The 16,975-nt window shown below is 32.1% G+C and carries 10 protein-coding genes; all 10 read left to right on the plus strand.

All coding sequences use genetic code 11. The annotated features are described in order from the left end of the window. Window positions 1-136: 136 nt before the first annotated feature. The 10 genes from ACNQGG_RS02285 (at window position 137) to ACNQGG_RS02330 (ending at window position 16,839) form a co-directional block, all read left to right on the plus strand. Window positions 137-3,454, plus strand: a complete 3,318-nt coding sequence (locus ACNQGG_RS02285) for a VCBS repeat-containing protein (protein WP_417961140.1) — start codon at window positions 137-139, stop codon at window positions 3,452-3,454. Next, a complete protein-coding gene (locus ACNQGG_RS02290; RefSeq protein ID WP_417961142.1) occupies window positions 3,447-6,707 on the plus strand; it encodes a VCBS repeat-containing protein in 3,261 nt (1,086 codons plus the stop codon). Before ACNQGG_RS02285 ends, ACNQGG_RS02290 begins: the two co-directional genes overlap by 8 nt. Window positions 6,708-6,747: 40 nt before the next feature. Continuing rightward, window positions 6,748-8,100, plus strand: coding sequence for a vanadium-dependent haloperoxidase (locus ACNQGG_RS02295; RefSeq protein WP_417961144.1), 1,353 nt, complete (start codon window positions 6,748-6,750; stop codon window positions 8,098-8,100). Between the two features lie 2 nt (window positions 8,101-8,102). Beyond that, window positions 8,103-9,020 carry a GyrI-like domain-containing protein gene (locus ACNQGG_RS02300; RefSeq protein ID WP_416857218.1) on the plus strand — a complete coding sequence of 306 codons (918 nt, stop codon included), beginning with the start codon at window positions 8,103-8,105 and terminating at the stop codon, window positions 9,018-9,020. A gap of 140 nt (window positions 9,021-9,160) precedes the next feature. Then, window positions 9,161-10,465: an MFS transporter gene (locus ACNQGG_RS02305; RefSeq protein WP_416857217.1), complete on the plus strand. Its 1,305-nt coding sequence runs from the start codon at window positions 9,161-9,163 to the stop codon at window positions 10,463-10,465. Between the two features lie 16 nt (window positions 10,466-10,481). Continuing rightward, window positions 10,482-11,408, plus strand: coding sequence for a carbohydrate kinase family protein (locus tag ACNQGG_RS02310; protein ID WP_417961147.1), 927 nt, complete (start codon window positions 10,482-10,484; stop codon window positions 11,406-11,408). A gap of 6 nt (window positions 11,409-11,414) precedes the next feature. Continuing rightward, window positions 11,415-13,151 (plus strand): alpha-amylase family protein, encoded by a 1,737-nt coding sequence (locus ACNQGG_RS02315; protein ID WP_417961149.1) that lies wholly within the window; start codon window positions 11,415-11,417, stop codon window positions 13,149-13,151. Window positions 13,152-13,262: 111 nt separating this feature from the next. Beyond that, window positions 13,263-14,477, plus strand: a complete 1,215-nt coding sequence (locus ACNQGG_RS02320) for an MFS transporter (RefSeq protein WP_417961151.1) — start codon at window positions 13,263-13,265, stop codon at window positions 14,475-14,477. After that, a complete protein-coding gene (locus tag ACNQGG_RS02325) occupies window positions 14,474-16,339 on the plus strand; it encodes a trehalase family glycosidase (protein ID WP_417961153.1) in 1,866 nt (621 codons plus the stop codon). The genes ACNQGG_RS02320 and ACNQGG_RS02325 overlap by 4 nt, the downstream gene beginning before the upstream one ends. A gap of 74 nt (window positions 16,340-16,413) precedes the next feature. Further along, window positions 16,414-16,839 (plus strand): CBS domain-containing protein, encoded by a 426-nt coding sequence (locus ACNQGG_RS02330; RefSeq protein ID WP_417961155.1) that lies wholly within the window; start codon window positions 16,414-16,416, stop codon window positions 16,837-16,839. Window positions 16,840-16,975 lie beyond the last annotated feature (136 nt).

Genomic DNA, 16,975 nt, shown 5'->3' on the forward strand with positions numbered 1-16,975 from the left:
TTCATAGGATTAGTTGTGAAAAAGAAGTTCTTTTTTACTTGTAAATTGCCTATTTATTTTTGTTATTAATTTTTTTATATAATGAATAATATATAAATTGGTCAATTCTAATTTCCTAATTAAATAGTTTATAAATATGTTTAATCGTATTATTTTATTTCTACTTTTTATTTTCATTTTTTCCAATTGTTCCAAAGAAAATTCAGTAAATGAGAATGCTTTATTTTCCCAATTAGACTCTACAAATACCGGAATTAATTTTGTAAATGAAGTTAAGAATGGTGTTGATATGAATATATTCAAATACAGAAATTTTTATAATGGTGGGGGTGTCGCAATAGGAGATGTAAATAATGATGGGCTTTCCGATGTGTATTTTACATCTAATTTAGGTGCCAATAAACTTTATTTGAATAAAGGGAATTTTAAATTTCAGGATATTTCCAAAAAAGCGGGCATCGAAGGTACTAAATCGTGGTCGACGGGTGTTGTAATGGTCGATATTAATGCCGATGGTTTTCTCGATATTTATGTTTGTAATGCTGGAAATTCAAAAGGGAATAATCAAAAAAACGAGCTTTTTATAAATAGTGGCAATGGTACCTTTACTGAAAAAGCTGATGAATACAATCTTGCAGATACAGGTATAACAACTCATGCGGCTTTTTTTGATTATGATAAAGATGGCGATTTGGATTGTTACATATTAAATAATAGCTTTATTCCAGTCAGCAGTCTTAATTATTCAAATAAAAGAGATTTGCGAGATAAAGATTGGGATGTAGCAGATATCCTTAAAGGGGGCGGAGACAAATTATTGCGAAACGACAACGGAAAATTTATAGACGTAAGCGAAGCTTCTGGAATATATGGTAGTCTTATAGGTTTTGGTTTAGGGGTTACTGTAGGAGATGTAAATGGAGATTTATACCCAGATATTTATATCTCTAATGATTTTTATGAAAGAGATTATTTATATATCAATAATAAAAATGGAACTTTTACTGAACAAATTCAAGGATGGACATCTCATATAAGTCAGTCTTCTATGGGAGCTGATATGGCTGACGTGAACAATGATGGCAAAGCCGATATATTTGTAACAGACATGCTACCTGAAAATGATGAGCGTTTAAAAACCACTACAAGTTTTGAAAGCTATGATCTATATCTTAGAAAATTAAATATGGATTTTTTCAATCAGTATATGCAAAATACATTGCAAATTAATAATGGGAACAATCAATTTCTTGAAATAGCGAATTATGCAGGTGTCTCTAAAACGGATTGGAGTTGGGGTGCTTTAATGTTTGATATGGATAATGACGGTTACAAAGATATTTATGTTTGTAATGGGATTTATAACGATTTGACCAATCAGGATTTTGTTGATTTTTTTGCAAATGAATTCATGCAAAAAATGATAGTTACTGGTAAGAAAGAAGAAATAGAAACAATTATCAATAAAATGCCGAGTACACCAATACCTAATTATGCTTTTAAAAATAATAAAAACCTAACGTTTACTAATGAAGCCAAAAAATGGGGATTGGATAAACCAAGTTTTTCAAATGGAGCTGCTTATGGGGATTTAGATAATGATGGTGACTTGGATTTGATAGTCAATAATGTCAACATGGAAGCCTTTGTTTACAAAAATAACTCTGATAAAAATAAAGGAAACCATTTTGTAAAAGTTAAATTAAAAGGGGATAACCAAAATAGATTTGGAGTAGGAAGTGTTGTTCAGTTGTTCTCAGGAAATGAGATTTTAAGACAAGAGTTAATCCCATCAAGAGGTTTTCAATCATCGGTTGATTATGTTATGACTTTTGGAATTGGAAGTAAAAAAATAGATTCCTTACAAGTGATTTGGCCAAACAGTAAATTTCAAACGATTAAAGAAATAAAAAATAATTGTACGCTCACTTTGAATATTACAAATGCGAAATTAAATTACATTCCAAAAAATGATAAACCAAAACCATTGTTTTTGGAAAAGCAAAATCAGCTTTTAGCACATGAGGAAAATTATTATATTGATTTTGATTATGAAGGTCTAATTTCAAAAGAACTTTCACAAGAAGGACCTTCACTAGCTGTTGCAGATATTAATGGTGACGGTAATGAAGATCTTTTTATTGGCGGAGCCAAAAGACAAACAGGAAAAATCTATTTGAATAGCGGAAATGATAATTACACTATTACAGGTCAAAAAGATTTAGATAGTGACGCTAGTTATGAAGATACTGCAGCCAGTTTTTTTGATGCTGATGGTGATGGCGATCAAGATTTACTTGTTGGTTCTGGCGGAAACGAAAAAACGGATCAAACAAATTATAAAAATAGATTGTATTTAAATAATGGAAAAGGGATTTTTACAAAAAGTAAAATGAATATTCCAACAACAAACAATAACGTATCTGTAATAGCTGCTAATGATTTTGATAATGATGGCGATATTGATGTTTTTATTGGTAGTCGAAGTGTTCCTGGGGTTTATGGGATTGATCCTAAACAATTATTATTAGAAAATGATGGTAAAGGAAATTTTACTAATGTAACGGATAAAAAAGCTTTCAAATTGAATGAAGTAGGAATGATAACTGATGCTGTCTGGGAAGATATTGATAATGATGGTAAAAAAGATTTAATTATTGTAGGTGATTGGATGGCACCGCGAATATTCAAAAATACGGGAAGACGTCTGGTGGATTACAAATCAAATGTTACGGAACTAAAAGGTTTTTGGAATGCAGTTAGTTGTGTAGATTTAAATAATGATGGTAAAAAAGATTTAGTGCTTGGAAATAAAGGAACTAATACTCCATATAAAGCATCAAGTACTAACCCTATGCGATTATTTGTCAATGATTTCGACAGTAATGGAACTATCGAACAAATTGCTACCCGTTATATCGATAATAAGGATATACCAATTCATTTAAAGCAGGAATTAGCAAAACAAATACCTTCAATAAAAAAGAAGAATTTAAGTTATGCTGATTATTCAAAGAAATCATTTCAGGAACTATTTGCTCAAGATATAGTTGATAATTCTATCCAAAAAACAGCAACGATTCAAGAAAGCATAATCGCTATTAATAAAGGAAATGGAAAATTTGAAGTTAAAGCATTACCAAAAGAAGTTCAATTTTCTTGTGTAAATACTATTTGTACTTTGGATGTAAATAAAGATGGAATCTTAGATTTGATTTTGGGCGGAAATCAATACGAGTTTAAGCCTCAATTTACCAGATTAGATGCTAATTATGGGAGTGTGCTTTTAGGAAGTAGAAATGGAACTTTTACTTTTTTGCCTTATAATAAATCAGGTTTCTTCATGAAAGGAGAAACAAAACATATTAAAATAATAAAAAACAAGAATAACACTATTGCTGTTATAGCTGTTATTAATGATAATACCCCTAAAATATTTAAACGCAATGAATAATTTTTTTAGAATAGTTTTAGTTTCATTGCTGATTGTTAGTTGTTCAAAAAAACAAGATCAGTTGTTTGAAAAACTATCGTCAGAGAAAAGCAATATTACATTCAATAACCAATTATTAGAATCCAAGAACATCTCTATTTTAGATTATCTCTATTATTATAATGGTGGCGGAGTTGCATTGGGAGATATCAATAATGATGGTTTGGTAGATATTTATTTTACTTCAAATCAAGGAAAGAATAAACTGTATTTGAATAAAGGAGGTAATAAGTTTGAGGATATTACAACGAAAGCTGAGGTTGAAGGGCAAAGTGATTGGAATGCTGGTACTGTAATGGCAGATGTAAATGGGGATGGATATTTAGATATTTACGTTTGTGCTGTTGTTGGAATCAATGGCTTTGAAGGGCACAATGAGTTGTTCATCAATAATAGGGACAATACATTTACTGAAAGTGCAACTGAATACGGATTAGATTTAGATAATTACAGCTCATCTGCTGCGTTTTTTGATTATGATAGTGATGGAGATTTAGATATGTATTTATTAAATCATGCTGTTCATTCTGAATTATCATTTGGCAATGCTGAAATTAGAAATAAGAGAAGTTACGAATGCGGAGATAAATTATTTAGAAATGATAATAACAAATTTGTTGATGTAAGCGTACAAGCAGGAATTTTTGGCGGAGCGAATGGGTACGGTTTAGGAATAGCGGTTTCTGATTTTAATCTTGACGGCTATCCTGATATTTATATTTGTAATGACTTTCATGAAGATGATTATTATTACTTAAATAACGGTGACGGTACTTTTACGGAAAGTTTGAAAAAGCATTTTGGGCATACTAGTAGATTTTCAATGGGAGTCGATGTTGCGGATGTAAATCACGATGGATTTCCTGATATTATGACATTGGACATGCTTCCAGAGGACGAAAAAGTTTTGAAATCTTCATTAGGAGATGACAATGTTCAAATGCTGAAAATGAGAACGGAGAAATTAGGGTATCATTACCAGTATACCAGAAACATGTTGCAACTGAATCAAGCAGGAGAACATTTTACAGAAACTGCTTTACTCAGTGGTGTCGCAGCTACTGATTGGAGTTGGAGCGCATTATTTGCTGATTATGATGAGGATGGAGAACAAGATATATTTGTATGTAATGGAATTCCCAAACGTCCGAACGATTTGGATTATGTGAAATACTTTTCAAACGATCAGATAAAAAGTAAAATCAGCACGACTAAATTGTTGGACAAAGAAGCTTTAAGAAAAATGCCAAAAGGCAATGTGACCAATTACGTTTTTCAAGGTTCGAAAGATTTAATGTTTAAAAACAGATCTAAAGATTGGATTGAAAATGATTCCATAATTTCAAATGGCAGTGGTTATGCTGATATTGATAATGATGGGGATTTAGACGTAATTACTAATAATTTAAATAGCGTAGCTTCCGTTTATGTAAATAGTACGAATAAAAGTTCTAATTATTTAAAATTGAGATTGCAGTTTGGCGGGAAAAATACTTTTGGTATTGGTACCAAAGTAATTTCTTATTCTAAAGGCAAAAAACAATTCAAGGAACTGCAAACTACGAGAGGATTTCAATCTTCTTCGGAGCCAATGATCCATTTTGGTTATGGACTAACAAAAACTATAGATTCATTAGTGGTTATTTGGCCAGACAGAACGTATCAAACATTGAAGAATGTTAAAACGTGTCAAACGCTGAATATAAAACCGAATAGCAACCGAAAAGCATTTAATTATAGTAAATTACATCCTGCGGTTCTACCTATTTTCAAAAAGGTAGTGACTAATTTAGGAATCGACTTTAAGCATCAGGAAAATGATTATATCGATTTTGTCTTCCAAAAATTAATTCCATACCAACGTTCTGATCGGGGACCGGCAATGGCAATAGGTGATTTAAATGGAGACGGTAAAGATGATATTTTCTTTGGCGGAGCCAAAAACAACAAAGCAGCTATTTATATTCAAAATCCAAAAGGATTTACTAAAAAATCTTATATTGAAATTGAAAAAGATTCTGTTTTTGAAGATGCTTCAGCGGTAATAGGCGATTTTAACAACGATAAAATTAACGATTTGTTTGTAGCTTCCGGTGGCGGTGAAAATGCATCTAATTTACAAGACCGATTATATTTAGCTAATAAGGGGCAATTGGTAAAAACGATTTTACCTGATTTAGCCCAAAACGCTTCAGTTGTGAAAACGTTCGATTATGATAAAGATGGTGATTTAGATGTTTTTATTGGGAATAATTCTGTGAACAATAGATTTGGAAGTATGCCGGACTGTTATTTATTGAACAACAATAAAGGCGTTTTTACTAGTGTTGAAAACAGAACGTTTTCAAAAATTGGAATGGTTACGGATGCTATTTTTACGGATTTTAATAAAGATGGTAAAATAGATATTATCGCAATTGGTGAATGGATGAAACCTACTTTCTTTGCCAATACAAATGGGAAATTTAAAAACGTTACTCAAACTGTTTTTTCTGAAAAAAGCAATGGATTGTGGCAAGCTATAATTCCTTTTGATATTGATAATGATGGCGATCAAGATTATTTGGTTGGAAATTGGGGAATGAACTCTAAATTCAAAGCTTCACAGGAGTTTCCTATGAAAATGTATTACGATGATTTTGACGGAAATGGTTCTTTTGAAACGATTGTGGCTAAAGAGAAAAATGGGAAGTATTACACCACAATGGGGCTGGACGAGTTAGCCGAACAGTTTAGTGGAATGCTTAAAAAGAAATTTAATAGTTATAAATCATTTGCGGGTAAAACATTAGAAGAGGTTTTTGATCCAAAAATGCTCGAAAAAGCAAAATTATATGAAGTTCATAATTTGAAATCGGGATATTTAAGAAATGATAAAGGAAAATTTACTTTTGTTGCTTTTTCTAATAAAATGCAAGTAGCCCCAATTACCTGTTTTGTGAAGTCAAATTTTGATTCTGATACAAAAGAAGAAGTTTTTGTAGGAGGAAATTATTTTGGTGTGTCACCTTATCATAGCCGATTTGATGGGTTTTCAGGAGCTTTAATAAAAAATGAAAAAACAATCTATTTAGGAAGTCAAATAGGTATCGATTTAACTCAGAAGGCAGTTAAGCATTTAGATGTTATTAATCTCAATGGTAAAAAATATTTATTGATTACTATCAATAATAATAAAGCTGAGGTTTATGAAATGCCAATGGTTAAAAATTAATTTAAAAAAACATTACAAATAAATAATTAAACTCAATAAAATGAAATCTAAGATTTATCTTTTAGGACTTATAATGTTCTTTTTTATTTCTTGTAAAAAAGAACATTCAATTAAAGTTACAACAAATGATTACTGCGCTGCAGTGGATACAGTAACGGGAATTATGGTTCATGATATTTTTTCACCACCGGTTGCGAGTAGAATTTACGTTTATCCTAATGTTGCGGCTTATGAGATTATGGCTCAAAACAATACTAAATATCAAAGTCTGCAAGGGCAGTTAAAAGGATTAGATTCTATCCCTAAACTAGATTCAAAAAGTGGGGTTAATAAAAATTTAGCGGCACTAATCGCCCATATTGAAGTGAGTAAGCAATTAATTTTTTCTGAAGAAGCGCTAGAAAAATTCAGAGACAGTTTATATGAAAAATGGGAAAATGAGAATGCGGAGGAATTCTTGGTTTCTAAAGAATATGGCTTAAAAGTAGCGGATCGAATTAAAAAATGGATGGGAAAAGACAATTACAAGCAAACCCGAACTTTTTCTAAATTTTCGGTTTATGCAAACCAGCCCGGAAGATGGCAACCAACACCGCCCGCTTATATGGATGCTGTTGAACCGCATTGGGGAGAAATAAGAACTTTAGTTATGGATTCAGCTTCTCAATTTAAACCAATTGCACCGCATCCTTTTTCTACAGATAAAAATTCTGCTTTTTACAAAGAAGCAAAAGAAACCTATGATGTAGGAAATATGATTTCCGAAAAATTAATCGCAATGGAGAAAAATAAAAGTACTGTAATTCCAGAAGAATCTGACATTGCTACTTTTTGGGATTGTAATCCCTATGCTACAGTAACACAGGGACACATGATGTTTGCCAAGAAGAAAAACTCGCCAGATGCACATTGGATGAATATCACTAAAATTGCCTTGAAAAAAAATAAATCTGACTTTGAAACTTGCGTTTTTGCCTACACTAAAACGTCGATTGGAGTTTTTGAAAGTATTATTAGTTGTTGGAATGAGAAATTTAGAACTAATGTAATTAGACCGGAAACCTATATTAATCAAAATATTGATGAAAATTGGAGACCGCAATTACAAACACCTCCTTTCCCAGAATATACGAGCGGACATTCAGTGATTTCTTCTTGTTCGTCACTAATTTTAACTTCAATTTTTGGAGATAATTTTAGTTATATTGATGATTCTGAAGTTCCTTTTGGATTACCAAAAAGACCTTTTAAATCGTTCAAGCAAGCAGCAGCAGAAGCCGCAATTAGTAGGCTGTATGGAGGTATTCATTACAGAGCAGCAATCGAAAATGGTGTTGTGCAAGGTAATAATATTGGAAATTATTTGAATGAAAAATTAAAGATGCTTAAATAATAATGATAGTCAGAAAAAAATATATAATAGGATTTAGTGCATTTTTTTTATTGTTTATAGCATGGTATTTATTTATAAAAAAAAGTGATTATTGTATTTCATTTAAGGTTAATACTGCTACAGGAACTGTTTTTCAAGGTGTTCAGGAGTGGTCAGCCACTCAGTTACTAAATCAAAAAGAAAATTATACTATTTTGGAAAAGAGAAATTTTGATTTCATCAAACAAGAAATGAAAAAAGGGAACTCCTATATGGAATATACTTGGGAAATGAAATCCATTAATGACTCAATAACCGCTGTAACCGTTGGTATAAAAGATTTCGATAATAGTTTGTTCAATAGACTTACCGCGCCTTTTTATAGAACTAAGTTTAAGGTAGAACAAATTAAAAAAATAACCGATTTTAAAAACGGCTTAAATAATCATATAAAAAATTTTAAAGTCAAAATTGATGGCGAAGGTACTTCTCAAGAAACATTTGTAGCTTATATAAGCTTGAAAAGTATATTGCAGGAAAAAGCACAAACTATGATCGCAAATGATGCGATTATAACTGGTTTTTTGCAACAAAATAATATTAAGATAATAGGAAGTCCTTATTTAGAAATTCAAAGTTGGGATCTTGATAAAGAAACAATCAACTTTAATTATTGTTTTCCAATTGATAAAAGCACCAAAATTATCGAAAATGAGATAATTAAATTCAAAACATTGCCAGCTCTTAAAGGTTTAGAAGCTACCTATTACGGGAATTTTAGAACTTCGGACAGAGCATGGTTTGCTTTGCAGGATTATGCAAAGAAGAATGACATTAAATTAGAAAATAAACCACTAGAGCATTTTCTTGCAAATCCTTTTAATGGGGGCGATGAACTGGAATGGGAAACTAAAATAATTATTCCATTTGCGAAAAAATAAAGGTTAAAAATTTAGATTATTTTAACATTTCGAAAACGTTTTCGGGTATTCCGAAAACGTTTTTGTTTTAATTATGTATTGAATTGGGAATTTTAAAATTAAATTTAAAAAAAATTAACAAACCAATACATTACCAAAGAATGGGAATTAAAATAAAATTAAGTTTTTGGCAGATAATCAATATGAATGTTGGTTTTTTTGGCATACAATATAGCTTCGGATTACAGCAAAGTGCTGTAAATCCTATTTATGATTTTTTGCATGCAAGCCCAGATCAAATTCCTATATTGAATCTTGCAGGTCCGTTAACAGGTTTGTTGATACAACCTATAATTGGTGCAATGAGTGATAAAACTTGGCATCCAAGATGGGGAAGGCGAAAACCTTACTTTTTTATTGGAGCAATAGTTTGTAGTATTGCCTTATTTTTATTCCCATTTAGTAGTTCATTATGGATGGCTGCAGGTTTGCTTTGGATTCTAGATGTTGGTAATAATACCGCTATGGAACCTTATCGTGCCTTTATTGCGGATACATTAACCGAAGACCAGCAACCTATGGGTTTTCAAGCGCAAAGTTTTTTTACTGGTTTCGGGCAGTTTTTGGCTTATATCTCTCTTTTTCTATTTCCAATAATTTTCGTCGGTTATACGGGATCATTGCCTACTTGGATTTATGCCTCCTTTTTTCTAGGAGCAGTACTTTCTGTAACTTCCATTTGGTGGAGCATAAGTAAGACTAAAGAAATTCCACCAACTGAAGCAGAATTAGCAATTTTAAAAGCGGAGCCATTAAATGTTTTTTCTCCTTTTATAGATATTTATAGAGCGGTTTTAGAAATGCCAACGGTTATGTGGCAACTATTTTTGGTCTATTTGTTTCAATGGTATGCCATGATGTGTTATTGGCAAAACAATTCAAAAAGTATTGCTTTGTCCGTTTGGAATGTCACGCCAAAGAATACAGCAGGATATGAAAAAGCAGTGGAATGGAATGGATTGATTGGTGCATTTGGGTTTATAGTTACTTTTTCAATAGCCTTCTATTTGGCCAAATTAGCAAAAAAGCATGGGGCCAAGATGATTCATTTCGTCTGTTTGTTATTAGGAGCGGTTTCTCTTTTATGTTTTCCAATGGTACAAAATCAGTATGTGTTTTTTGCTGTGGTTATTGGCTACGGCATTGCTTGGGCAAGTATGATGGGAATTCCTTACTTGATGGTTGTTGCTGTTATTTCAAAAGAAAGATATGGCGTCTACATGGGTATTATCAATATGATGATTGTGATCCCAATGATTATTCAAAACCTGTCATTTGGTTATATTTTAAAAAACTTCTTACATAATGACCCTCGATTAGCAATAAGTTTTGCAGGAGTACTGTTAGTGATTGCTGCTTTCTGCACATTATTAATTAAAATAAAAAAGACAAAATTAAGTGAATAATACAATAAATAATAATATGGATGAAATAGATATCCTTTGTGTTGGTGAAGTTCTTGTAGATTTTATTGGACATCAAGAAGGAGTGTTTATTAATGAAACTAGAGATTATCATAGGTATTTAGGAGGTTCGCCTACTAATGTTGCTATGAATTCAACACGATTGGGTTTGAATACTATTATGGTTGCAACTGTTGGGAACGATGGTTTTGGATCCTATATTACGGAACGATTAGCGAGTGTTGGTGTGAATACTAACCATCTTAACATTCTGGATGATAAATCTACTAGTGTGATTTTTGTTTCAAGATCCGAGGGTACCCCAGATTTTATTCCGTATCGTTCAGCAGATTGCTGTATTTATGAAGAACAGATTTCAAGGGAAATACTATCTCGTACAAAGATATTTCATACCACCTGTTTCGCATTAAGTAGAAATCCTGCACAGAAAACTATCTTAAAGAAAGCACAAGAGGCACATGATTTAGGATGTAAGCTAAGTATCGATGTTAACTATGCAAGAAAACTTTGGAAAAGTCAAAAGAAGGCTTTTAAAGTAATCAAAACCTATTGTCAGTTCAATCCATTAATAAAAATTAGTGAAGATGATATGCTGCGTCTTTTTGAGAAGGAACTTCCTCATGAAGAAATATTTGAATTTTTTCACCATCAAGGAGTAGACACTGTTTGCTTAACTTTAGGCAGTAAAGGGGTGAAATTATCTCAAAAAGGGGAAGAAGTAATACAAATGCCAGCAATAAAAATTGACAAAGTTATGGACTCCACTGGAGCGGGTGATGCTTTTTGGTCTGGATTTTTATTTGCTTATATAAAAGAGAAACCAATTAATGAATGTTTGGATATCGCTTTAAAATTAGCAGCTTTAAAACTGCAAAATGTAGGGCGATTGCCGGATAACATCAATATCCTCTCTAAACTTTTATAAAATACTATGCAACAAAATAATACAAAAATCAGTAATGGCGTAATGCTCAATATTTATCCAGATAGTATTGGAGAAAAATTTAGTGATACCATTGCTATGCTTAAAATGGGCGAGTTTAAAGATGTATTTTCTTTACTATACGTTTTACCTACTTTTTTTAATAGTGATTTAGATAGAGGTTTTTCTATTATTGATTATGATATAAATAAAGATTTAGTTGATGCAAAAGATTTAAAGGACTTGAATGAGCTTCAGATAAAACTGAAATTTGATATTGTGTTAAATCATCTTTCTGTAGCTTCTCCTCAGTTCAAAGACATGCTGGAATACGGTAAGGATTCTAAATTTAAAGATTTTTTTATCAATTGGAATGAGTTCTGGGAGGGAAACGGGGTGAAAAATGAAGATGGAATTGTAATTCCAAAACCAGAGTTTCTCAATAAATTGTTCATGAGAAAGTCGGGTTTGCCTATCTTGAAAGTGCGTTTTCCGGATGGCACCGAACAGCCTTATTGGAATACTTTTTATCAGCAAATCACCTACAATCCGATTGCTGCAGCAGATTTACAAAATGTAAAAGGACTAACAGAAAAGCAAAGTCTATTTGTTGTTGCCGTAATTAACACTGCAATTAATGATAATCAAGATTTTACGTCCATTGATTTTGAAGATTGTACTCCTTTGAAATCAGAAATTTTACAAATTGTAGAACAAAAACGTTCCTATTTAGGACAAATGGATGTCAATGCTGAATCGCCTTTAGTCTGGGATTTTTATGAGGAGACATTAAAGAAATTAAATGGTTATGGTTGTAATATCCTTCGATTAGACGCTTTTGCCTATTTGCATAAGCAAGTAGGGGAGTCCAATTTTTTTAATAAACCGGGGACTTGGGAATATTTAGAACGTATTAAGAAAATAGCGCAACAAAATAATTTGATGCTATTGCCAGAAATTCACGCAGAATATGGTTTGCATTTACATGATGAGGTAGCCAATGAAGGATATTATATCTATGACTTTTTCTTACCTGGTTTAACGATACATACTATCGAAAATAAAACTAGTAAAGCCTTGTTAAGTTGGGCTAAGGAAATTATTGCCAAAGGGTATAAAACAGTAAACATGCTTGGTTGCCATGATGGAATACCTGTTCTGGATTTGAAAGGCAAGGAGGTAAATGGCGTTTATAATAAAGGATTGTTAGAAGATACCGAGATTGAAAGTATCATGAATAAAATCATGGAACGTGGTGGTCGTGTAAAGAATCTTTACGATCCTTCAGGGAATAAAATTTCTTATTATCAAATAAATGCTACCTTTTTTAGTGCACTAGGTGAAGACGAACAAAAGTTGCTTCTTGCAAGAGTCATTCAAATGTTTATGCCAGGAATACCGCAGGTTTGGTATTTAGATATTTTTGCAGGTAAAAACAATTATGAAGCTGCAGATAATGGAGGTAGTGCAGGACATAAAGAAATTAACCGTACCTCATTGACAATGCACGATATCGCACAAGGGTTGAAAACGGAAGTTGTAAACAAACAACTAGAAATTATGCACTTAAGAAATACTTCAAATGCATTTTCAGGTCATGCAGCAATAAATGATGCCGTTGACGCTATTATAGATGTTAAATGGGTAAATGGCACTACAGTTGCTCACCTAAAGGCAAACCTTGAAACCAATCGTTTTACAATTGACCATTCGGTAAACGGTATAACAACCACTATGAGTTTTTAAATTTCATACTGTAATCGAAAAATTAGGGGGGTGTTAAAATATAAAAATAAAGATAGTCACTCCGAAAGGGATTTAAAATCTCAATTGTCTAAAGGATTAAAAAAATAAAATATGAAAAAAAACGCTGTCAAAATTGCGATGTATCTCAATTATTTTGTGTTTGCAATATTATTAAATAGTGTTGGGATTGTTATACTAAAATCGCAAGCAAATTATGGGGTAGATGAATTGCAAGCCAGTATTTTAGAAGCGTTCAAGGATCTGCCTATTGCGATAGTTTCTTTTTTGATAGCGTCATTTTTGCCAAGAATAGGATACAAAAAAGCCATGCTTATTGGATTGACATTGGTTTCTGTAGCCTGTATAAACATGTATTTTGGAAATTCATTTGGTACCGCCAAAATACTTTTTGCAACCGTGGGAGTTTCATTTGCCTTGATAAAAGTCTCTGTTTACTCCTTAATAGGCACAATTACAGAGAACCAAAAAGAGCACAATAGCTTGATGAGTAGTATTGAAGGAGTGTTTATGATAGGAATAGCCTTGGCGTATTTTTTATTTCCCGCTTTTAATTCTGATACAAATCCAGATTCATGGTTAAACGTATACTGGTTGTTGGCTGGTATTTCATTAGTGTCATTTTTATTTTTATTTTTCACCAAATTTGAAGACCAAATGGAAATTCCTGGAGTTAATTTGGCCGATGATTTCGCACAAATGTTCAAATTATTTGCCAAACTTCTAACTATCGTATTTGTAATAAGTGCTTTTTTGTTTGTGATGATTGAGCAAGGAATAATGTCTTGGCTGCCCACGTTTAATAGCAAAGTGCTGCATCTGCCGCAAAATATCAGTATTATGATGGCAAGCATTCTAGCAATTACTTTAGCAGTTGGACGGCTTTTAGCGGGTGTGATTACTAAAAGAATTGATTGGATTTGGGTACTCAGTTTTTGTATCGTGATGGCCATGCTGATTGTTGTTTTTGTTCTTCCAAAAACAGTAGGGTTAGAGGTGAAAGAAATTAATTCACTTAGCGATATTCCATTAATAGGATTTGCATTTCCATTGGTTGGACTTTTTATTGCACCTATTTATCCACTTTTAAATTCGGTGGTCTTAAGTGCTTTGCCAAAGAAACTGCACAGTTCAATGACAGGTTTAATCGTTGTTTTCTCGGCTCTTGGAGGTACGCTTGGATCCAGAACTATTGGTTATCTGTTCAAAAACGAAGGTCCTGAAAATGCATTTTTCTATACTTTAATTCCAATGTCATTACTGCTTATCTCCTTTTTTATATTAAAAAAACTTACTTCTAAAATATGAATTTCTTAATTAACATAGATAAGGTGTTTCATGAATTATTACTTCAGGAAGATACCGATAAAGATAAAAAAATCACTAAAGATGATAATGGACCTAAAAAGTTTGCTTTAGTTGATGAAAATACAAAACAAGAAATTGTTATTGAGGGAACGTATCATTTGTCAAATTTACTGCAAGAATTAGCTTTGTTAAAAGAAAATAAAGTGGATAAAGGGGTGATAGATTTGAGCCGTATTCAAGAAAATCCTGTAGAGCGAATTTCAAGAAAAATTAGAGATGACTATTGGAATGAATTGACCAGAACTATTGATAAAAAAGGTTTGGATCAAATTCTTCAGGATGAGAAAACGACTAATGAAGTTCCTACGCTTTATGTTTCGGCAAAAGACAAGCTAGGCGTTGCCTATTTTCAGGAATTGGAAAAAGAACTTCAGAATTTTAAAGTAGGTCTTTTGCCCGAAAATTTCTCGATGGAATATGTAGATACATTAAATAAAAAACCAGGTATTTTAGCTTTGGCTTTAGAGCAAAAAATATACAGTTTACAAGGAGTGCCTTTCGTGGTTCCCGGAGGAAGATTCAATGAAATGTATGGATGGGATAGTTATTTTATTGGAGTTGGGTTGATTATAGATAATCAACTGGAAAAAGCAATGTCAATTGCTGAAAACTTTAAATATCAAATCATACATTATGGTAAAATTCTAAATGCGAATAGAAGCTATTATTTGACAAGAACCCAGCCGCCGTTGTATTCTTCATTGTTAATTGAAATTGTAAAAAAGAAAGTGCCTAGTTTAGAATGGTTGAAAAGTCATTTGGAAACGGTTATTTTGGAATATAATACGGTTTGGATGGTTCAAGGAAACCGGTTGACACCAACTGGTTTAAATAGATACAAAGCTGATGGGGTAGGGATGCCATTTGAAGTAGAACCAGGGCATTTTGATGATGTTTTAGAGCCGTATGCTAAAAAATACAATTTACCAATCCGAGAGTTTGAAAAACAATATTTAAACCGAACTCTTGTTGATGCGGAGCTTGACGTTTATTTTGTTCATGATCGTAGTTTGAGAGAAAGCGGTCACGATACAACAGATAGACTTATAAATACGTGTGCCAATTTGAACTCGGTAGATATCAATAGTTTTCTTTATAAATACGAAAAGGACATTGCGTATTTGATAAAAGAGTATTTCAATAATGTTTTCCAAGTTGGAGATGTGACTTATACTTCGGAAGAATGGGAACAGAAAGCACTTTTCAGAAAAGAGAAAATTGACGAATTGTGTTGGAATGAAGAATTAAGCATGTATTTTGATTATGATTTTGTAAATAAAAAACAATTTCCATTTGAAGCGGCAACTACATTTTTTCCTTTATGGGCTGGGTTGTGTAATGAACACCAAGCTAAAAAATTAGTCGAAATAGCTTTGCCACAATTTATAAAAACAGGTGGAATTACTGGAAGTACCAAAGCAAGTAGTGATAGTTTTTCAAAAGATGCGCCACAACGACAATGGGATTATCCATTTGGCTGGGCGCCACATCAAATGTTATTGTGGGAGGGTTTAATTAACTATAAATTCTTCAATAAGGCTCAAGAAATGGTCTACAGATGGTTGTGGTTAATCACTAAAAATGCAGTTGAATATAACGGAACCATTCCTGAAAAATTTGATTTGGAAATCAGTTCGCATAAAGTTTTTGCTGAATATGGTAATGTGGGAACTGAATTTGATTATATCGCCAAGGAAGGATTTGGTTGGGTAAATGCATCGTATCAATACGGTTTGCAAATATTGAGTGACATTTTAAAACAAGAACTGAATAAGCTGACTTCGCCCGATGAATTATTTTAAAGTGAAATAAATAAATAAATTGAGCATTTGAATACTATTTTTTTTAACTTTATAATAAATTAAACTTATCTATTATGACTGTTAATCAAATATTAAGCACAAAAGGAAAGGAAGTTTATTCCATACTTTCCACTAACACTGTATACGAAGCTTTGACAGTGATGAGCGAAAAAAACATTGGAGCCATTCTTATCATCGAAGATGGAGTTTTGAAAGGAGTTTTGTCTGAGAGAGATTATGCCCGAAAAATTGTTTTGAAAGCTAAATCTTCAAAGAAAGCCTTGGTTCATGAAATTATGGAGACAGATGTAGTTACAGTAAAACCATCAGATGATTTAGATTATTGTATGGAATTAATGAGTACTAAAAGAGTGAGGCATTTACCTGTTTTAGAAAACGATACGGTCATAGGAATTATATCCATAAGTGATGTTGTAAAAGCGATAATCGAAATCCAAAAAGATACAATTCAACATTTAAACTCTTACATTACACAATAGAAGTAAATAGTCCAATACTATGATAGCTGCAAATTTTTGCAGCTATTTTTATTTGTACCTGCTTGTATTAGTTTGTTTTTTATAAAAGAATAGGATAAAAGCTGACTTTTTAAACCAAGTCTTCTATCTTTGTATG

Origin of the sequence: Flavobacterium esculini (assembly GCF_048284325.1) — a bacterium.
GTDB lineage: Bacteria > Bacteroidota > Bacteroidia > Flavobacteriales > Flavobacteriaceae > Flavobacterium.

What these genes read in the sequence shown, in the direction of transcription:
- ACNQGG_RS02285 (WP_417961140.1), top strand. Translation starts at nt 137, where the DNA reads ATGTTTAATCGTATTATTTTATTTCTACTTTTTATTTTCATTTTTTCC.
- ACNQGG_RS02290 (WP_417961142.1), top strand. Translation starts at nt 3,447, where the DNA reads ATGAATAATTTTTTTAGAATAGTTTTAGTTTCATTGCTGATTGTTAGT.
- ACNQGG_RS02295 (WP_417961144.1), top strand. Translation starts at nt 6,748, where the DNA reads ATGAAATCTAAGATTTATCTTTTAGGACTTATAATGTTCTTTTTTATT.
- ACNQGG_RS02300 (WP_416857218.1), top strand. Translation starts at nt 8,103, where the DNA reads ATGATAGTCAGAAAAAAATATATAATAGGATTTAGTGCATTTTTTTTA.
- ACNQGG_RS02305 (WP_416857217.1), top strand. Translation starts at nt 9,161, where the DNA reads ATGGGAATTAAAATAAAATTAAGTTTTTGGCAGATAATCAATATGAAT.
- ACNQGG_RS02310 (WP_417961147.1), top strand. Translation starts at nt 10,482, where the DNA reads ATGGATGAAATAGATATCCTTTGTGTTGGTGAAGTTCTTGTAGATTTT.
- ACNQGG_RS02315 (WP_417961149.1), top strand. Translation starts at nt 11,415, where the DNA reads ATGCAACAAAATAATACAAAAATCAGTAATGGCGTAATGCTCAATATT.
- ACNQGG_RS02320 (WP_417961151.1), top strand. Translation starts at nt 13,263, where the DNA reads ATGAAAAAAAACGCTGTCAAAATTGCGATGTATCTCAATTATTTTGTG.
- ACNQGG_RS02325 (WP_417961153.1), top strand. Translation starts at nt 14,474, where the DNA reads ATGAATTTCTTAATTAACATAGATAAGGTGTTTCATGAATTATTACTT.
- ACNQGG_RS02330 (WP_417961155.1), top strand. Translation starts at nt 16,414, where the DNA reads ATGACTGTTAATCAAATATTAAGCACAAAAGGAAAGGAAGTTTATTCC.